Annotated in this window: 20 protein-coding genes; 15 read left to right on the forward strand and 5 right to left on the reverse strand. The window is 32.7% G+C overall.

The window, feature by feature from the left end; all coding sequences use genetic code 11:
- Positions 1-54: 54 nt before the first annotated feature.
- Positions 55-1,359 carry a preprotein translocase subunit SecY gene (gene secY / locus M014_RS0105885; RefSeq protein WP_026590886.1) on the reverse strand — a complete coding sequence of 435 codons (1,305 nt, stop codon included), beginning with the start codon at positions 1,357-1,359 and terminating at the stop codon, positions 55-57.
- A 542-nt stretch (positions 1,360-1,901) separates the two neighbouring features.
- On the opposite strand from secY, the gene M014_RS0105890 reads away from it, so the two are divergent.
- The 11 genes from M014_RS0105890 to M014_RS0105940 all read left to right on the forward strand — a co-directional run bounded on the left by M014_RS0105890 (position 1,902) and on the right by M014_RS0105940 (position 10,813).
- Positions 1,902-2,693 (forward strand): arylamine N-acetyltransferase family protein, encoded by a 792-nt coding sequence (locus M014_RS0105890; protein WP_026590887.1) that lies wholly within the window; start codon positions 1,902-1,904, stop codon positions 2,691-2,693.
- A gap of 130 nt (positions 2,694-2,823) precedes the next feature.
- Positions 2,824-3,474: a YdeI/OmpD-associated family protein gene (locus M014_RS0105895; RefSeq protein WP_026590888.1), complete on the forward strand. Its 651-nt coding sequence runs from the start codon at positions 2,824-2,826 to the stop codon at positions 3,472-3,474.
- A gap of 93 nt (positions 3,475-3,567) precedes the next feature.
- Positions 3,568-4,683, forward strand: coding sequence for an NAD(P)/FAD-dependent oxidoreductase (locus M014_RS0105900; protein WP_026590889.1), 1,116 nt, complete (start codon positions 3,568-3,570; stop codon positions 4,681-4,683).
- A 162-nt stretch (positions 4,684-4,845) separates the two neighbouring features.
- Complete coding sequence (locus M014_RS0105905) at positions 4,846-5,409, forward strand: GNAT family N-acetyltransferase (protein WP_026590890.1); 564 nt, start codon at positions 4,846-4,848, stop codon at positions 5,407-5,409.
- 92 nt (positions 5,410-5,501) lie between these two features.
- Entirely contained in the window at positions 5,502-5,876 is a 375-nt protein-coding gene (locus M014_RS0105910) for a nucleotide excision repair endonuclease (RefSeq protein WP_026590891.1), read from the forward strand.
- A 176-nt stretch (positions 5,877-6,052) separates the two neighbouring features.
- On the forward strand, positions 6,053-6,664 hold the full coding sequence (locus M014_RS0105915; RefSeq protein WP_026590892.1) for a DUF4352 domain-containing protein: 612 nt from the start codon (positions 6,053-6,055) through the stop codon (positions 6,662-6,664).
- 137 nt (positions 6,665-6,801) lie between these two features.
- On the forward strand, positions 6,802-7,581 hold the full coding sequence (locus M014_RS0105920; RefSeq protein ID WP_026590893.1) for an undecaprenyl-diphosphate phosphatase: 780 nt from the start codon (positions 6,802-6,804) through the stop codon (positions 7,579-7,581).
- A gap of 273 nt (positions 7,582-7,854) precedes the next feature.
- Positions 7,855-9,177 (forward strand): FAD-dependent monooxygenase, encoded by a 1,323-nt coding sequence (locus tag M014_RS0105925; protein ID WP_026590894.1) that lies wholly within the window; start codon positions 7,855-7,857, stop codon positions 9,175-9,177.
- Between the two features lie 90 nt (positions 9,178-9,267).
- Positions 9,268-9,777 carry a GNAT family N-acetyltransferase gene (locus M014_RS0105930; RefSeq protein ID WP_026590895.1) on the forward strand — a complete coding sequence of 170 codons (510 nt, stop codon included), beginning with the start codon at positions 9,268-9,270 and terminating at the stop codon, positions 9,775-9,777.
- Positions 9,778-9,809: 32 nt separating this feature from the next.
- Entirely contained in the window at positions 9,810-10,331 is a 522-nt protein-coding gene (locus tag M014_RS0105935; RefSeq protein WP_026590896.1) for a YfiT family bacillithiol transferase, read from the forward strand.
- On the forward strand, positions 10,271-10,813 hold the full coding sequence (locus M014_RS0105940; protein ID WP_081810974.1) for a GNAT family N-acetyltransferase: 543 nt from the start codon (positions 10,271-10,273) through the stop codon (positions 10,811-10,813). The genes M014_RS0105935 and M014_RS0105940 overlap by 61 nt, the downstream gene beginning before the upstream one ends.
- 138 nt (positions 10,814-10,951) lie before the next feature.
- Here M014_RS0105940 and M014_RS0105945 read toward each other — a convergent pair whose 3' ends face one another.
- Positions 10,952-11,329, reverse strand: coding sequence for a PH domain-containing protein (locus M014_RS0105945; protein ID WP_026590898.1), 378 nt, complete (start codon positions 11,327-11,329; stop codon positions 10,952-10,954).
- A 191-nt stretch (positions 11,330-11,520) separates the two neighbouring features.
- Here M014_RS0105945 and M014_RS0105950 point away from each other — a divergent pair, with 191 nt between their 5' ends.
- From M014_RS0105950 to M014_RS0105960, 3 genes are all read left to right on the forward strand, one after another.
- Entirely contained in the window at positions 11,521-12,372 is an 852-nt protein-coding gene (locus tag M014_RS0105950) for a patatin-like phospholipase family protein (RefSeq protein ID WP_026590899.1), read from the forward strand.
- A gap of 18 nt (positions 12,373-12,390) precedes the next feature.
- Complete coding sequence (locus tag M014_RS0105955; RefSeq protein WP_026590900.1) at positions 12,391-12,783, forward strand: YxiJ-like family protein; 393 nt, start codon at positions 12,391-12,393, stop codon at positions 12,781-12,783.
- Positions 12,784-13,089: 306 nt separating this feature from the next.
- Complete coding sequence (locus M014_RS0105960; RefSeq protein WP_026590901.1) at positions 13,090-13,905, forward strand: YwqG family protein; 816 nt, start codon at positions 13,090-13,092, stop codon at positions 13,903-13,905.
- Positions 13,906-14,613: 708 nt separating this feature from the next.
- Here the strand turns inward: M014_RS0105960 and M014_RS26490 are convergent.
- A complete protein-coding gene (locus tag M014_RS26490) occupies positions 14,614-15,141 on the reverse strand; it encodes an LAGLIDADG family homing endonuclease (protein ID WP_081810975.1) in 528 nt (175 codons plus the stop codon).
- 377 nt (positions 15,142-15,518) lie between these two features.
- On the opposite strand from M014_RS26490, the gene M014_RS0105970 reads away from it, so the two are divergent.
- Positions 15,519-16,901 (forward strand): erythromycin esterase family protein, encoded by a 1,383-nt coding sequence (locus tag M014_RS0105970; protein ID WP_026590902.1) that lies wholly within the window; start codon positions 15,519-15,521, stop codon positions 16,899-16,901.
- 417 nt (positions 16,902-17,318) lie between these two features.
- Here M014_RS0105970 and M014_RS0105980 read toward each other — a convergent pair whose 3' ends face one another.
- Entirely contained in the window at positions 17,319-18,095 is a 777-nt protein-coding gene (locus M014_RS0105980) for a Cof-type HAD-IIB family hydrolase (protein WP_026590903.1), read from the reverse strand.
- Positions 18,096-18,517: 422 nt separating this feature from the next.
- Positions 18,518-19,000, reverse strand: coding sequence for a hypothetical protein (locus tag M014_RS0105985; RefSeq protein ID WP_231503909.1), 483 nt, complete (start codon positions 18,998-19,000; stop codon positions 18,518-18,520).
- Positions 19,001-19,112 lie beyond the last annotated feature (112 nt).

Here is a 19,112-nt window from a genome sequence, read left to right on the forward strand (position 1 = left end):
TCTCGTATATAAAACGAGAGGGTTTCATTATGTTTAGTTCATATGTACAAAGCATTAGTTTACTTTCTTTATAAATCCTTTGTAATGACGTTTTACAAGCTGACTTTCTAGCGTTTTCATTGTTTCTAACGCTACCCCAACAATGATGAGTAGGCTTGTACCACCAATTTGAGCAGAAGGTGGTAAAGTAGCAATCTTTGTGAATACGAGTGGTAAAATTGAGATAGCGCCTAAGAAAATAGCACCAATAAATGTTAAACGATACAAAATTTTTGTTACATATTGCTCTGTCGATTTACCCGGACGAATACCTGGAACATATCCATTTTGCTTTTTCAAGTTCTCTGCCATTTGTTCAGGGTTTACTTGAATAAATGCATAGAAGTATGTAAAAGCAATGATGAGTCCAACATAAAGAGTCATTCCGATCGGATGCGCGAAGTCCAAGTTCGTGCTTAACCATTTCGATACATTAGAGTCAGGAAATAGCTGCGCAATTGTCCGCGGTGTCATGAGAAATGCAGAAGCAAAGATAACAGGGATTACACCTGCACTATTTACCTTTAAAGGTAAATGAGTATTTTTTGCTCCTTGATATTGATTCTTACCTGAAACAGCCTTTGCATATTGAATAGGTATTTTACGAACTGCTTGTTGGATATAAATAACACCGACAACGATTGCTAAAATAACTAATCCAATCAATATGATTTTGACAATATGCATAAAGAGTTGATCGCCAGCATTTTGGAATTGCTGTAAATAAATCTGATTTACCACGTTTGGAATTGCTGCAACAAGCCCCGCAAAGATAAGCATTGAAATTCCGTTTCCTACGCCGTTTGCAGTAATTTGTTCACCTAACCAAAGTAAAAATGCAGTACCGGCAGTTAGCACTGTAGCGATAAATAAATAAGTAGTCCATCCTGGATTAGAAATTAGTTGCCCGCCTGCTATATTGTTAAAGCCAATAGACATTCCAATGGCTTGAATAAATGCGAGAATGATTGTAAAGTATCGGGTAAACTGAGCTGATTTTTTACGGCCCATTTCACCTTGCTTTGCCCACTCTGTAAATTTAGGTACAACATCCATCTGTAACAACTGTACAATAATGGAGGCTGTAATATAGGGTGTGATACCAACAGCAAAGATTGAGAAGTGTTGTAAAGCTCCTCCGCCAAATACATTTAGCATACCTAAAACATTGGCTTGATCTTGTACCTTTAATACCTCTGCGTTAGTATGAGGAACTGGTATAAACGTGCCAATTCGAAAAACAATTAACATCGCAAGTGTAAAAAGGATTTTCCTTCTTATCTCAGCTACTCTCATAAAGTTTGAAATTGTACGAAACATCATGTCGCCTCCTGTATTTTTATCAGTTACATAAAACTGATTGTTATATCCCGATGAATAAACCACAAACCTCCTTCCGTTTAAAATTCATTTGACAAATGGATTTTCGTACATTTTGTAGTTTTTTCACGGATTTAAGAAATACAAGTATTTGTATAGACGATAGATTTATTTTCGTAATCATTCAATAACCATAATATAACTAATAAATCAAAAAATGTACATAGATGTGCATGAAAAATGAATAAAAAGGGTACTTCTTTACAATTGTTATATGAAGAGTTGATTACATAAGTTTGTAATTGTTATCTATACATAAGTAGAGAATTATCCATAATGGTCGCATGGTTTATGAAATAAGTTTATGGATTATATACAAGAGACACGAATGGATTTTGAAAAATTATATTCACTAAATGTGCGAATGGGTATGGCACTATTGTACCGGTACAGTTATTGTAAATGAACATTGTTGATACTCATCATAACTTTTAAAATTTGCATATAATACATTCACTCTAAATATTGAAGGGGTGCTTTATATGACAGAGTTACAAGATCAGTTTTTTGAAAGATTGAACCTTAAGAAACAACAGACTGTGAAATTTGAGGACTTGAACAAAATAATGAGCGCAATTGCGTATGAAATTCCATTTGAGAATTTAGATATCGTAATAGGTAATACGAAAGAAATTTCTAAAGAGAATTTACAAAAGAAAATATTAATGAGTTCACGAGGTGGGCTTTGCTATGAAATGAATTCTATTCTATATTATTTTTTACAAGATTGTGGATTCGATGTGCAGTTGGCATTAGGCACAGTTTATAAAAGTGATTTAAATGTATGGTCTATTGAAGATAGTCATATTACAATCATTTTAAATTATGATTCCGCGTTGTATTTAGCTGATGTAGGAATTGCTTCATTTGTACCTCTCACACTTGTACCGTTTACTGGTGAGGTTGTTACTTCAAAAAATGGCGAATATCGTGTTAGAAGAAAAGATACAGATAAAGGAACGTATATTTTAGAAAGACGAGACATTCACTCGCGGCACACCTCACAAGAAAATATAGAATGGAAGGTGTGTCACGCCTTTCGTACAGATCCCATTGATGAAACAACTTTAAATGAAGTTCAAAGAAAAGTTATAGAAGATGAGAATTCTAGTTTTAATAAGGGGGCAATTGCAGTAAAACTTACGCATTCTGGATATGTCTCTTTGACGAAAGATAGCTTGACTCAAGTAATAAATGGTCAAAAAAGTAAAAGTGTAATTACAGAGAATCACTACGAAAAGCTCTTACATGATAGATTTAACATAGAAATGTAAACCGAAGTAGTATGAATCTTAATGTAAAAGCATCATGAGAAATAGAGGGTTTATTTGCACAGCAAGGCCATTCTCTTTTATAGTAATATAGGTACGATAAAAGTAACAATGAATAGAAAAGGAGTCTACTATGTCAGTTATCGATAAATTGAACCTTAGTAAATATAGTAATATGGCAGTAATGAATCAACCAAACGATTATGCCCTATTTGCTGAACAAGCAATTAAGTTATCTAAAGATCATGATGCTATCTTCATTTTTGTAGAAACACTTGATGAGATGGTAAAACACACGCAACTTATTATTAATAAACAATTATTACTCGAAAAAGGCTATTTATTTTTCGCCTATCCGAAAAAAGGTAATACGCGTTATGACACTTTTATTCACAGAGATGAAATATTTCCAGCGATGAAAGTTGGAGAGGATGGATATGTAGGTAATAGTGATATCAAATTCGCGCGGATGATTAGTATGGATGACGTCTTTACTGTTATTGGCTTAAAACGTGAAAAAAAGAAACCAAAGAAAACATCTGCTGCCAGTCAATGTGTTTCTGATTATATAGAGAATATTAAAGATGTAGAAGCATTTTTAGCTAATCACCCAAATGAACTTCAGTTTTATCAAGGTTTAACACCAGGATATCAAAAAGATTGGGCGCGCCATATATTTTCAGCAAAACAGCAACAAACACGCGAAAAACGTGTGCAGCAAATGATTGAAATTCTTTCACAAGGTTATAAATCAATGGATTTATTCCGCAGAAAGAAGAAATAAAGAAAATTTAATAGTAGAGCGTGATATTTTTAAATTAGGAAACAAATGTTAAATAATAAGATATAAAAGAATGAATAAGAAAAGGTGTTTTGAATGAAATCGTATATTGTAGTTGGAGCTGGAATTTTAGGAGCGTCTACTGCTTATCATCTCGCTAAAGAAGGAGCTCACGTTACTCTAGTTGATCGCCAGGATTTAGGACAAGCAACGGATGCAGCAGCAGGAATTGTATGTCCTTGGCTTTCACAGCGGCGTAATCAGGCTTGGTATAAAATCGCAAAAGGCGGAGCGCATTACTATACTTCTTTAATTCAACAATTAGAAGAAGATGGTGAAACAGATACAGGTTATAACCGAGTGGGTGCGATTAGCTTACATACGGATGATAAAAAGTTAGATCAAATGGAGGAGCGAGCATATAAGCGACGTGAAGGTGCTCCTGAAATTGGCGAAATCACTCGCCTATCGCCAGAGGAAACAAAAAAACTATTCCCGCCGTTATCAGAGGAATATGGATCTGTACATATAAGTGGCGCAGCTCGGGTAAATGGACGAGCTCTTCGTCAATCTCTTGTAAATGCTGCGAAGAAACATGGTGCTACCTTTATAAAAGGAGATGCTGTTTTAATTCATGAGAATAATTATGTTAAAGGAATTTATGTAAATGGCGAAACATTAACGGCGGATCAAGTAATTGTCACTGCAGGAGCTTGGGCAAACGAATTACTAAAACCACTTGGGATAAATTTTCTTGTGACTTTCCAAAAAGCACAAATTGTTCATTTACATATGCCGGATACTAATACTGACAACTGGCCAGTTGCGATGCCGCCAAACGATCAGTATATTTTAACTTTTGAAGATGGCCGTGTAGTTGTAGGGGCAACGCATGAAAATGATACTGGTCTTGATTATCGTGTTACAGCAGGTGGTTTACATGAAGTGTTTGATAAGGCATTGTCTGTGGCACCAGGATTAGAAAATAGTACAATGCTGGAAACGAGAGTTGGCTTTAGACCATTTACACCAGGTTTTCTCCCAGTTATTGGTCCATTACCTAATTTTAAAGGTATACTCGTTGCGAATGGTTTAGGCGCTTCGGGATTAACAGCAGGTCCATACTTAGGTTCTGAGCTTGCGAAACTTGCTTTAGGACAACCGATAGAATTAGACTTAAATGATTATGACGTAGCAGGAGCAATCGAATAATTACAAAAACAAAAAAGATTAGGCATAACTACCTAATCTTTTTTGTTTGTTTCCACATTGCTCGCAGTAAATTTTATATGTGTAGAGGGAATTTTGAGTATTTTGGAGAAAAGCTATATGGATTGTAATTTTGAAATTTAGGAGATTAAGGAGTTGCTTTCGGTGGATTATGTTGAGATAAGAAGACCAATCATCGATGATTTTGAAGAATTAAATCAATTGTTTCGAACAGTCATTATCGATACGTTTACTAGAGAAGGTCTATCGGAATTGGCTGATGACATAGAAAATGAAATTGAAACGAAAAAGCAGTACTTGAAATGTGACTTTGATAGCAATGGGAAAAATCGATATTTTTTGATAGCTGTAGATAAACGTTGTAATAAAATTATCGGCACAATTGAATTTGGTCCATCAAGTAAAATTATTAATAGTTGCACAGATAACGCATTAAAAGATTTGAATGAGGTGGGGACTGTATTTGTACTCCCGAATTATCAAAGATGCGGCATAGGAAATTTACTCTTAAATGCGATTTTTCTTACCTTATTGGGTAAAGGCATAAAGGAATTCGGTTTGGATAGCGGATATACTAACGCACAAAAAATATGGAAGAAAAGATTTGGAGAGCCTAACTTTTTGTTAAAAGATTATTGGGGCGAGGCGTATGATCATATGATTTGGAGAAAATACATACATGATATACCTATAATATTTAGGAGGTAGTGAAAAAACGGTATTTTTACTCAACACGAATAGCTTTTCTTGCATACATGTGCTATTATTTACCTTTATAATAAAAGAGGACGTGAAGCAACTTGATTAAAATTGATTTACCTGCAGTTGATGTTTCTATAACAGAAAGAAAACAAGTAATAAAAGGCGATGAGCCAAGAATCACTCCAATTCATGGGTTCATTGATTTCCACCTATTCCCAAGAGATAAAGGCGGCATTTTTATGTTTTATAACATTAATGACGAACTTCTCTTTGTAGGGAAAGCACGTAAAATAAGACAGCGTATTAAAAAGCATTTTGAAGACAATGTTTCACCAATTAAAGCAAATCGTGATGAAGTATACCGCATTGATGCATGTATTGTAGAAGATCCAATGGAAAGAGAAATTTACGAAACATATATTATTAATGAGTTTCAAGCGAAGTATAATGTTGATAAGGTATTTTATAAATAAAATAAAAGCAATGTAAAACATGATCTTAGTAATATAGTAAGGTCATGTTTTTTTTATTTAACAAAAAAACATTGAGTCCCCTTTGATTATTCGACAAAATATAACAATGCAAAAGATTGTTTTTTGCTATGATAAGTAGGAAATTTATATATTGTGTTTATTGGGGGATAAAAAGTATGTTAAAAAAATTTACTACATGTATTTTGGGTGGAGCTTTAGTATTTAACTTATCTGGCTGTGAAAGTACATCAGATAAAACTTCTTCTGAATCGAAAGAAACAATTTCTAAGCAAGAAGAAAAGAATATGAAAACAAAAGAGAATACAGATTCGAAAAATAAGGAACAAACAAAGGCAAAGACAACAATAAAAGAAAAAGAATATCCATTAAACAAAACTTTTAATACGTCAAAATTTGATGTAACTGTGAAAAGGGTTGTAGAAAGAGATAAGGTGGGTAAAGAAAGCATAGGGATTCAAGAAGCTGATAATGGAAATGTCTTTATTGTTATAGAAGTTGAAGGGAAAAATATAACAAACGAATCGATGAAATTAGCAGTTTTGCCATCAGTTGATTTAGTGGATGAAAATGATAATGCTTACGAAATGAATGTATGGGCAGCTAGTAGTTATGCAGTTGAAAAAGGTGTAACTCCTAATCTTAATACAGAATTAAAACCTGGGGAAATAAAGAAAGATAATAGAGTTTATGTGATTAATAAAGAGAAGTTTGACACAGGTAAATGGTATGTTCTTGTTAATCATGAACATAAAGAACAAATTAAATAAAGTTTATACTAAGAGGGGGATTTTCCCTCTTTTTTGTTGTCTGGAAAAGTCCTTACATCTTGAATTCGTTTCCCTTTCTTTCATAACAGGTAAAAATAAACATATACTGGTACAAGCAAACAAGAAAGGAGACAATCATGAACTGGTTGGAAGCTTTTATATTAGGAATTATTCAGGGGTTAACGGAATTTTTACCTATAAGCAGTACCGGTCACTTGTATTTAGGAAGACATTTGTTTCATTTAGATGAAGCTGGGCTTTTTTTAGACACGATGCTGCATATTGGTACCCTGCTAGCGGTATTTATTTATTATAAAAAAGAGTTTATCTATTTGGTTAAAAACCCATTTTCAAAACTTACATTTTTACTCATTGTAGGAACAATCCCGGCCGTTATTATCGGTCTACTATTTAAAGATTTCTTTGAAGAGATTTCAAAAACGGGCATAACTATCGGATGGGAGTTTTTAGTGACAGGTTTGTTTTTGTATATGGCAGAGAAACAAAAAAATGGACGTAAGAAAATGAATGACATTACATATAAAGATGCTTTTATCATTGGCTCCTTTCAAGCATTTGCTATTTTTCCAGCAATCTCTCGTTCTGGTATGACAATTGTCGCTGCACTTTGGAGGAAACTAGACCGTGAAACTGCAGCGTATTTTTCATTCTTATTGTCAACACCTGCAATTGTTGGAGCAATCATCTTACAGTCTGTGGACGTTTTTCAAGGTAAAGCAGAAACAATTTCAAGTACATCGTTAATTGTTGGTACTTTATCCGCGGCATTTTTCGGATATATCGCAGTATCTTGGATGATTCAATATTTAAAACAGCATTCTCTTAAAGTGTTCGCTTATTATGTTTGGGCTCTTGGCATATTAATATTAACTTTACAGTTCACTGGCATATTTTAAAGAGAGCCCTTGGAGATATACAGTTAAGCAGTAAGCATATATTAAACTAGCTCTTGCTGGTGAAGATGATTAGATTAACCTAACTTACTCACTTAGTACTTGTAATGAAAGGAAAAGATGAATAAATGTTGATAAAAAAATCCTGTCGTGTAAATTTATAGCAGGATTTTTTATTTTGTGATTCTATTAATATGCTAGGAGAATAAAGTAGGAAATGGAAAATTATATTTTAGCATCATAAAAGAAGCGGAAATATCTTTCGGGAGGTAGAAAATGTTAGGAAAAGCAATCGTTATTGGTGGAAGTATAGCTGGGAAATTAGCAGCAAAAGCTTTGTCTGATTTTTTTCAAGAGGTAATGATTTTAGAAGTGGGCACAGAGTGGAATGAAAAAAGCCCACGAAAAAGAGTACCTCAAACCCATCATCCTCATGTGTTATTAAAGGGTGGTGAAGAGGCTATTGAGAAATTATTCCCTGCGATTATGACCCAATTAAAAGAAGATGGTGGTATCATAAATAATTTTACTGGAGATTTGAAATGGCATCATTTTGGTTTGTGGAAACAACCATTTATTGGAGAGTTGAATGCGGTTCAACAAAGTCGTCCTATGCTTGAGTGGCATATACAAAAAAGAATGAGTGAAGTAAATAATATTACAACAAAATATGAAACAATGGTTGAACAATTGATAATAGATCAGCAACATCACAAAATCTCTGGAGTAAAAGTGCAGTGTATGAAGACAGGAAATAAAGAAAATCTCCATGCAGATCTCGTTGTAGATGCAAGCGGATTTGGTTCGAAAAATATAGAGTGGTTAGAAACATATGGCATAAAGGTAAAAGAAGAAAAAGTATGGATTCAATTATTTTACGCAACTAGGGTATTCCGTTTAAAACAACATAAAAATCCTGATTGGTGCAATTTACTTATTTCTCCTAGCTTTCCTGAAAATCCTTATGGCGCCTTTATTCAAACTATTGAAGACAATCGTTATTTCGTAACTTTTAGCGGATATGCCAATGAGAATGCACCAAAAACAGATGAAGAGTTCCTTGCATTTGCTCAGAAGTTACCTGCACCAGATGTTATGCATTTTCTTGAACAAGCTGAACCAATTACAGATATAAAAATACAAAAGATTCCTTATCAAGTTCGTCGCCGATTCGATTTAGTGAAAAATATGCCAGAAGGGTTTTTAGTAATTGGAGATGCTCATTGTCGCTTTGATCCAGTTTTTGGACAAGGAATTTCTGTTGCTGCCATGGAAGCTGTCGCGCTACAAATGAGTTTAAAGAAAAGAACATCGCTGCAGAATGGTTTTACTCGAGAATTTTACAAACGTATTTCTAAGGTGATTGCAACGCCATGGGAAATGGTTACTACAGAAGCATTCCGTCACCCTAAAATAAAAGGAGAGAAGTCTTTTATCCAACCATTTCAACAATGGTATACGAAAAAAGTATATCGGCTTTCTGCGAGTAATACAGATATTTATATTCGTCTGGTTAGGGTAATGAACCTTATTCGTAGTCCTCTACATCTTTTTCATCCTAAGGTATGGTTTGCCATTCTTACAGCTCGACAGAAATAGAGGGAGTTAACCTTACTACAAGCAGTAGGAAATTAACTATTAAATGGCGAATTAATAATAGTTAATCGATTAAAAAGGAATGATTCATAAATGGAAATATACATAGAAAAATTAAAGAAACAAGATGCAGAAGAATTATTTGTTTTTGAGTGTTATAACAGAACTTTTTTTGAAAAGATGGTACCGAGTCGTGGGGATGATTACTATGTTTATGAAACGTTTCAATATAAACATGATGAATTGTTAAAGGAACAAAAAGAAGGCATTTCCTATTTTCATCTCATACGAAATAAGAAGAAAGCAATTGTAGGTCGAATAAACTTAGTAGACATAGAGAAAGATAGACAATTAGGATATCTTGGTTATCGTGTAGGAAAGGATTTTATCGGAAATGGAATTGCAACTAAGTCCGTTCAATTACTCCAAAATCAAGCAGTAAACGAGCAAATTACTGAAATTCATGCAAAGACAACAAATACCAACATTGCTTCACAAATCGTATTAGAAAAAAGCGGCTTTTCACGTACTGCAATTGATAAAAAAGCTACAGAGTTAAATGATTTCATTCATTACGTTTGGAAACAAACTAAAATGCTATAAAAGAAATTTAAAAACAAAAGGGGAACAATGCAATGAAGGACTTACGTTATCCAATTGGACAGTTTACTCATGAAGGAAATATTACAGAAGAAACGGTAGAGAAATGGATTCAAGAAATTGCCAATCTTCCTAAAGAATTAACAAAAGCAATTAGAGATCTAGATAAGGATCAATTAGATACGCCATATCGAAAGGGTGGATGGACAGTACGGCAAGTTGTTCATCATATTGTTGATAGTCATATGAATAGTTACATCCGTTTTAAATTAGCTCTTACAGAAAATAACCCGACAATTAAGCCGTATAGGGAAGAAAAGTGGGCAGAACTCCCTGACTCAAAATTACCTGTAGATGTTTCTCTTGTATTATTAGATTCATTACATAAAAGATGGGTAAATTTATTAAATTCTTTAGAACAGGCAGATCTTGAAAAAACTTTTAATCATCCAGAATCAGGTGAAACAAAACTAGAAGTAGCAATTGGATTATATGCATGGCACGGTCGTCATCATACGGCACATATTACTTCTTTACGAGAACGGTTAAGTTGGTAAGTGCTATGGAAGTAACATTAGAAAGGGCAGTAAATTTTGATGCAGAATCTATTTTTGCTATTCAAATACAAGCGTTTAAACCGTTATTAGAAAAATACAAAGACTATAAAACGAATCCTGCTAATGAAACGATTGATAAAGTAATTACGAGAATAAACAATCCTAATGGAGGATTTTATAAAATAGTAGTTAATAATACTCTTGCTGGGGCTATTTGTGCATTTTGGAAACATACGACGACCCAGTTCTGGATTAGTCCTATGTTTATTCTACCTAATTATCAAGGAAAAGGGGTAGCCCAGAAAGTATTCGTTTTAGTAGAAAAGATGTTTCCAAAAGCAGCTAGTTGGGAATTAGCTACAATTTTAGAAGAAGAACGTAATTGTTATCTATACGAGAAAATGGGTTACATTCAGACGGGAGTAAAAAAGAAGTTGAATGATCATACAACACTTGTTTATTATAAAAAAGTAGTATCATAATTTTTAAAGGGATAGATAAAACAGAATAAATCTGTGTCATCTATCCCTGTTATTTTGTATTTTTAAAACAAAATAATGTATGTTGTTCCAAAAAATACGGGGTTATAACTTTTGTTTTTGCATAAAAATGCAAAAAGGCTATTTTGTTGTATATTTTACTAAAGCTTTTTGGACGTTTAAAATACTGTCATCACCTTTTAATTCTTTTGTGATTGGATCGTGCATACTAGATATCCAAATTTTCAGTTCTGCATCTAAATCAAAATGTCCTGCTGTTTCGATGCTAAATTGTGTAATGCTTTTATAAGGAATAGAATGATATTCTGTTTTCTTACCAGTTACTCCTTGTTTATCTACTAAAATCATTCGTCGATTTGTAAATACAATTAAATCTCGAATCAATTTATATGCATACTCAACTTGTTCATCATCAAGCATAATTTTTTGTAAGTCACGCTCAACATTTTCTGTACTCGTATCAGATGCATTTCCTAAAATACCACTAAATAAACCCATATAAAATTCCTCCTTTGTAATCTGTGGAATGAGTTTCTTTTATTGTATCACGTTATAGACTAAGAGATTCTTACAATGCAGCAAGAGCTTTTGAAAGAGAATGCAATGAATTTATTGATACTTCATCATAATATCTTGTGCTAAAATATAAGTATTTATAAGTTTAAGAAACAAATGCAGAGGGAGTATACATGAAAAATATTGGTTTAGTATTAGAAGGTGGAGGCATGAAAGGATTATATACAGCAGGCGTGCTTGAATACTTCATGGAAAATGATATATTTTTTCCATATGTAGTTGGAGTATCCGCGGGAGCATGTATGGGAGCAACCTATTTATCCCGTCAAAAAGGGAGAAATAAAAAAGTAAATACAGAGTTAGTGTCTGATCATCGGTATATATCTTATCGAAATTTAATTCGAAAACGAGAATTGTTTGGTATGGATTTTCTTTTCGATGAGGTGCCTAATCAAATTGTACCATTTGATTTTCAAACCTTTTTAAATACAAATGAGCAGTTTGTAATCGGCACAACAGATTGCGAGGCAGGAGAGGCTGTCTATTATAATAAGCAAGAGCACGGGAATGATATATTGAAAATTATTCGTGCATCAAGTTCTGTACCATTTATCGCTCCTGCTGTGGACTATGATGGTAAAAAGCTTTTAGACGGAGGGATTATTGATCCAATCCCTGTTCGAAAAGCGCAAAAAGATGGATTTCAAAAAAATGTTGTTATTATGACGAAGCCAAAAGGATATGAGAAAAATCGTAATAAATTTTCGTCTATAGCAAAATATTTATATAGACGATATCCGAAAGTCTCTGAGCTTTTAGTAGAACATTATCGTTTTTATAATGAAACAATTATGTATATGTCTTCGGAATTACAAAAAGATAATTTTTTTGTGATTCAACCAAGTGCGCAGCTTCCTGTTAGCGGGATTGAAAGGAATAAAGAAAGACTCGTTAACTTATATAACTTAGGGTATAACGATGCAAAAGAACAGTACGATAACTTATTACGATGGATAAATAACTAAGAAAATTGAGGGGGGCCATTGATACTAGGAAAAAAGGTGATTTTTGAAGAGTTAATGAAACTATATAGTCATTTATATAAACCATTCCCACATCGTGATACGCGTAACATGTATCGAGATTTTAAGAAGATGTTTTCTGAGGATGATTGTATAAATGCTGATTTGGATTTATATTGGATGAATATCTCAGGAACATTAAGTTATGTGTTAAATGGAAGGATAGAAAAAATTCCATTTAAGCAAATAAAATTACTTCGCGTATCATTTTTTGATTGCTTTAAACAATTTCGCTTTTTAGAAAAACATATTGAAGATTACTACATATTTTATAGAGACTATATGTATTATGAAAGAGCACGTAAATTATTACTTTATTATCTGACTTATGAAAAGACCCAACACACGGACTAAACTTGTTTGTGTGTTTTTTGTTCATAAATAATACAACATTTATAAACTTGAAATCCCTTCTTGTATTGTAGATCGATTAACTGAGCTTATTTACAACAATAAAATGAACTCATTGAGGATTCTGAAGAAGCAGCAAAAATAGTTCGGACAATTAATAAAAAGGGTTTAGAATATCACTTAATTTATCCTGCAAGTGCACAAAAAATGAGGGTGAAAACAGAATTTTAGTGTTTTTCCATAAACCTACCACTCGTTATATAATCGAGATAGGCTTATTTTATATATCATGTAAGGGAGAAATGGAGAATGACAAATACATATCAATTACAAATACCAAAGCAATTAGAACAGTATAGGGATATTTTAGAAAAAAGTGTAAAACCTTATATTAAAATTACTGGTAAGATAGGGGAAACAACATTATTTCAAAGCAAATTTGGTGGTTATCCATATTTACCAATTAACCATGAGCACCCTAAAGATTCAAACGGAAAGCCGATGGTACTACTTGCACAATTAAATTTTGAAGAACTTCCTCATATCGAACCTATGCCAACAAAGGGTTTGCTACAGTTTTTTGTAAATGGAGAAGATGATCTTGTTGGTGCTGATTTTGATCATCCAACAACACAAAAAGACTTTCGGATTATTTATCATTCTGAAGTAAATTATGACGAAGCACAGCTTGTAACGGATTTTAGTTATTTAAATAATCTTGATTTAGAGCATTTTGTTATACCCGAAGCAGCTAAGTTATCATTCGAACAAGCTTATCAACCTGTAACAATAGGAGATTATCGTTTTGAATCATTTTTTAAAGATACAGTTGATTTAGAAGATATCGTTGATAAAGAAGAAGAAATAGAGTTTGGTGAATTGTATGAGGAGTCTTTTGAGAGTCTAGGACACAAAATTGGTGGATATCCGTTCTTTACACAAAGCGATCCAAGGGAATGGGACGAATCATATCAAAAGCACAATATTTTACTGCTACAAATTGATACAGATGATTCTCTAGGTATTATGTGGGGAGATTACGGCGTTGCGAATTTCTTTATAAACAAAGAAGACTTGATCAATTTAGATTTTACTAATGTACTTTATAATTGGGACTGCTGCTAAGGGAATTTGAAGCCACTTTCTATATAGATATTTAGAGAGTGGCTTTGTTTTTGCTTGAAAAGAAATATTTTAAGAAATTATATATTGCATGCGTGGGTTTTGATGAAAGTCACACCGAAAGAAATGTGAATTGCATTTATTAGAGATTCCTTTTTGAAATGAGAGGAGATTTTTTTAGTAATCCAAAATATGTTATGTTAACTAGATGGATATCGGAAATACAGAGCGTATACAAAAGGGTTAAGTGAATAAACACCGGAATTATATATATTCAATAAACAAGATGTTTAAGTATTATAAAGAACGAAAAAATTAACGATGAATTTATGAATCAAAATAACTGCTAATAACAAATAATTTAATCGCTCGTTTTATTAAGTTATAGTCGTTACAGTATCAATAATTAATCAGAGAAAGTTTTAGAATAAATTTGCTGTGACAAATTTGATCTTAAATCTATATAAAGACTAATACAATTAAGCAAAAGCATATATAGTGAGTTTCTTTGAAAAATTCCTGTTTCATCTCAAAAAGTATAGTTTACTTAGGTTTTGAGATGAAACGCCTTTTATTTTCATAACTACCTATAATTTATATTATGTTAACTAGAAAAAGTAATAAACTTACTAAAAGTATTTTTTATACCCTTTCCTTTCGCAGTGTGGATTTTCATTTTAGTCACTGTTAGTTTCGCATACGTATGCACGACTAGTTGTTTAGCATTCGTACTGGTGATCGAGTTTGTTTTAGTATGTGCACAAAAACTATTTTTTCATATGATTTGCAAGGCATAATTCTATGTATGTTCATTAGATCGTTTTTCATTATTTTGCTATTTAGATTCAACATATAAACGCCGGTATTCTTGTTTTGGTATAACGGCTGGTCTGAATTGAGTTCTACTTTTATACCTTCTAAGATGCTGGATTCTTTTTGAGAAATACTTACAGATTGATTATCCTTTATAATGACACCATCGGCAATGAAGAATCCTAAAATATACGCCATATTGTTAGACCAATGTTTAAAGTAATCTTCATTCAAACTATATTTGCGTTTCCAACTACCTTGTGTTCGTTTTTTAACGTTGTTATCTGTTAAAACCATCCGAACATATCTAGCTGTGACATTAGCTAATTTTGCGATATTAGACGTACTTTCCCCTTCTAAATACAGTTTAATCATTTCGTCCTTTTCCAGTGCACATTTAGAATTCTTTTTGCTCCGATCAACCATTTTGATTAGCTCCCTTCACTTGATATAAATTAAGTGTGCACCTTATTTAAGATAACATTTTTATTCACTGTAGATCTTCGTATCTTCCCTTCTTTCTGCTGTTATTTGCTCTTCCTGTACTGTACTGTACGTTTGTTCAATTTTTGTGGTAGCTATGTAGCATGTTTCCTCGAGCTATCTTCCGTCGGTTCTTTTTACACCCTTTAATTTATAGAATTTTTAAATTCAATAGAATTATCACCCTTTTCTTCTTGATTTGTATAAATTCCATCCTTTAATATGAATATGTAAACCTAAAATGTTCCTATTTTGTTTAAATGAATCATAAATGATTAGATTTAGGTGATAAAGTTTATAAAAAATCAGGAGGGATATGTGTGTGTTCGAAATGGAAAAAAGGATTAGTAACTACTTTATTTGCACTAACAACGTTTTCGACAGTAGCATCTGCTGAAGAACTGCCTACAGATCAACAAAAATGGCAGAAATGGGTTAGTGAACATGCAGTTAAATTACAGGAACCAACTGCTAGCTCTAATGAGGATTTATCATTTTTAAAACAAACCTTGCAGGACAAACGTATTGTCTTATTAGGTGAATCTACTCATGGTTCCACAGAAATGAATCAATCAAAGGTTCGGATGATTAAATATTTGCATGAGGAAATGGGTTATGATGTACTTGTGTTTGAATCAGGCTTTGCGGAAGCGAATGCTGTATATCAAAACATAGATGATTTAACAGCTGAGCAAGCTATGAAAAAAGCTATTTATGGAGTATGGCATACAGAAGATGTAGAAGAATTATTTCAATACATAAAAGAGCAAAAAGAAAAAGGAACACCCCTTATTTTAACGGGATTCGATATAAATATCCCGTGGAATGCTTCAGCTGCTACATTTGCAACTTTTGCAAATGAATGGATTAGTAAATTGAATCCTGAAATAGGGAAACTACTCGTAGAAGCAGAAAAAGAAATTGTGAAATATCGTTCTGTCTCTTCTTATGAAGAGTTTCAAACAATGCAGAAACCTCTTTTAAGTAAATATGAAAGAGTAAAAGAATTTATCCAACAACATAAGAATGAATTACAACAAATAAAACCTAAAGCATCTTATAATGTAAATCTTCTAGAAAAATCGATTAGTACTCGAATTGATACGCTGAAAACGCATATTCCAAATGAAGTAAAAGAAGAAATACAAAGAAAACAAAAAACATATAACGAAAATGAACAAGCATTGAATGAGTCCACTTTTTACTCTCGGGATAAAGAAATGGGACAAAATTTAGCATGGTTAAGTGACATGCAATATAAAAACAAAAAAATAATTGTGTGGGGTCATAATTATCATATAAGAAAACAGAATTATAATATGCTTTTGAGTTTCCAGTATGCTATGGGTCTGTCCAAAAAACACCCTAATATGATTGACTTTTTGCCAAAATACTTGAAAAATCAAATGTATTCTGTTGGTTTGTATGCATATAGCGGAAGTAGTTACGATGACAGTCAAGACTCTATTGTAAATGTGAATAAAAAACATGAACCCAATAGCATCGAAGAAATCTTGAAAGCTGCTCAACATCCACAAGTCTTTGTAAACTTAAAAGATGTGAAGAAAATTCCCGAAACGTCTTGGATGTACTCACAGACTATAGGACAATATTGGGGGCTTATTCCTGAATATATGATTCCGAACCAACATTATGATGGTATTCTATGGTTGGAACACATTTCACCTGCTCAGTATAAATAAATACACAGCTAAACGCGCTATTGAGATAAGATGGTGCGTTTTTTTATACATCTTTAACACCATGATGTTTCATACTAATACTGATGTTTTTTACGAACATCTTCTCCCTTTATGAAATTATTAGATTATATGTCTTCTTCTGAAGGTAAATAAGAAAAAACACCTTTTATAGGTGTCTAAGAATCTTATATATCATACAAATCAATTGGAATTATTCTTTTTTCTCTCTACCTGTATTCCCATAACCGAAAATCTCAAAAACGAATTCACATAGACCAACTACGACTTCCCCAATTATTTCGTGCATTTTCCTACACTCCTTTTTTGTAAATCTATCTTAAGTATATGAGTTGGATGTTTTTAAGTGCTATTGGAGAAAGTGACATAAACATTACAAATTTGTAATGTTACTCTAGTTTAAATGACACCAAATTTCTTTAATGCGTAAGATATTCCTCCTTCGCTTGCTTTTTTAGTAACAAAGTCTGCTTTTTGTTTTAATGTATCTCCGCCATTTTCCATGGCAATTCCAAAACCTACATACTCCAACATGTCGATATCATTTTCGCCGTCACCGAAAGCAATAGCTTCGGATTTGCAAAAGTTGAGATGCTCTAATACTTTTTTAATCGCAGCTGATTTGGATACTTCTGTTTCTTCAAGTACATTCATTACGTAGCCATGAAAACGCTCGAATCTAAGTTTTGAAAATCTATCTAGAAATTTTTGTGCTTCATTGTCGTCCACATACAAACATATACAGTAAATTTCCTCTGATAGAGATTTCATTTTTTCGGGATATTGTGTATGGTTTAAAGTTTCTTTTAATGCTCTCATAACCCGCTCATCGTCGGAACCCATGCCGTTCATCGTAAATAGCTTGGTAAAATAAGAAACACCGTGTCCGTTCAACTCAGCAAAAGCTGAGACATCTTGAACTGTTTCTGTTGATAGTACTGATTTATGTATAACTTTCTCGTTACATGTTATAAGTGCACCATTAGCAGAAATAAATGTATCAATGCCCATAGTCTTAAACTCTTGGCACAAATTGTACGGTCTTCCTGTTGTAACTACAACTTTTATTCCTCTCTCGACTAATTTCTCAATTGCTTCTTTTGTGCTTAACGGTATACTTCTATTCAATTCACTTAATAGGGTGCCATCGACATCGAAAAATACAATCTTGTACATATTTAAACCTCCCTTGCTATATAAATACATCTTTATCCAGTATCTTAAAGACGTTTGATTTTGACATAAAAAGTTTTATTACACTTCGTATTTAGTAAGGCTTATAAAGTTATTTAAATTTCATTATGGTGATTATTAATTCTCTTTCGAATTAAAGTGACGTGTGTTATATAGTTATACTCGGGTTGTCTAACCTGTTAAAATCTTTGCATTCATATTCTACTAATGTATGATTTATAATGATATACCGATGTCCTAATACATGCGGCTCATTGAGTATTTTAGATAGAAAGCAAGGTATCATCTCCCCTACCCCATAATAATAATCACTAAGTATCATGGAAATAATTGATGATCTATTAATTTAATCGCCTTCTTTAAATAATTACCATTCGAAGGACTTTTTTATTTTTATGTTAGTCCTATTTATTTTCTGTAAATAGCTTGTTGAACAATGAGTAAGGAACCGTTTTTTTAATTAACAATTCGTAAACTTCAGCACCAACATCATGTAGAGTTACATAGGCAAAGAAATCTTCTGTTGTATCCAACAACGAAAATGTATTTTTAAGTCTATTCATTACATTGATTCCTATTAAAACTAGCTGCTCTTCAAAAAACGATTTATGAAATGCTATCTTTCTTTCGACATCAAGTATTGGATGCTCCGTATTTATACAATAGTATGCGTTTGTGATTTCTTCTAATTGTGGAGTGATTAATTCATTGAAAAAGGTAAACGGAAATGATGAATCATGGTACCGAACACCATTTAAGCTATTAAGCTCTTCTTCTGATTCATCAGAATACCATTTATCAACTATCTTTCGGTATGCATGTTCTGTATTTATTGATATACCGCAATAGCCTCCCTCAGTACCAACATACAATGCGAGTACAAACACATCTTTATTATTTTCGGAATGAGAAAATTTTTCTATGACTTTAGAACTGGCTTTAAAATTTTCAGGAGTATAAGCAACAAAACCTTTTTGATTTGACTTCCAATCTCCATTA

The organism is Bacillus sp. UNC437CL72CviS29 (genome assembly GCF_000482345.1).
In the GTDB taxonomy this organism is placed as follows: domain Bacteria; phylum Bacillota; class Bacilli; order Bacillales; family Bacillaceae_G; genus Bacillus_A; species Bacillus_A arachidis.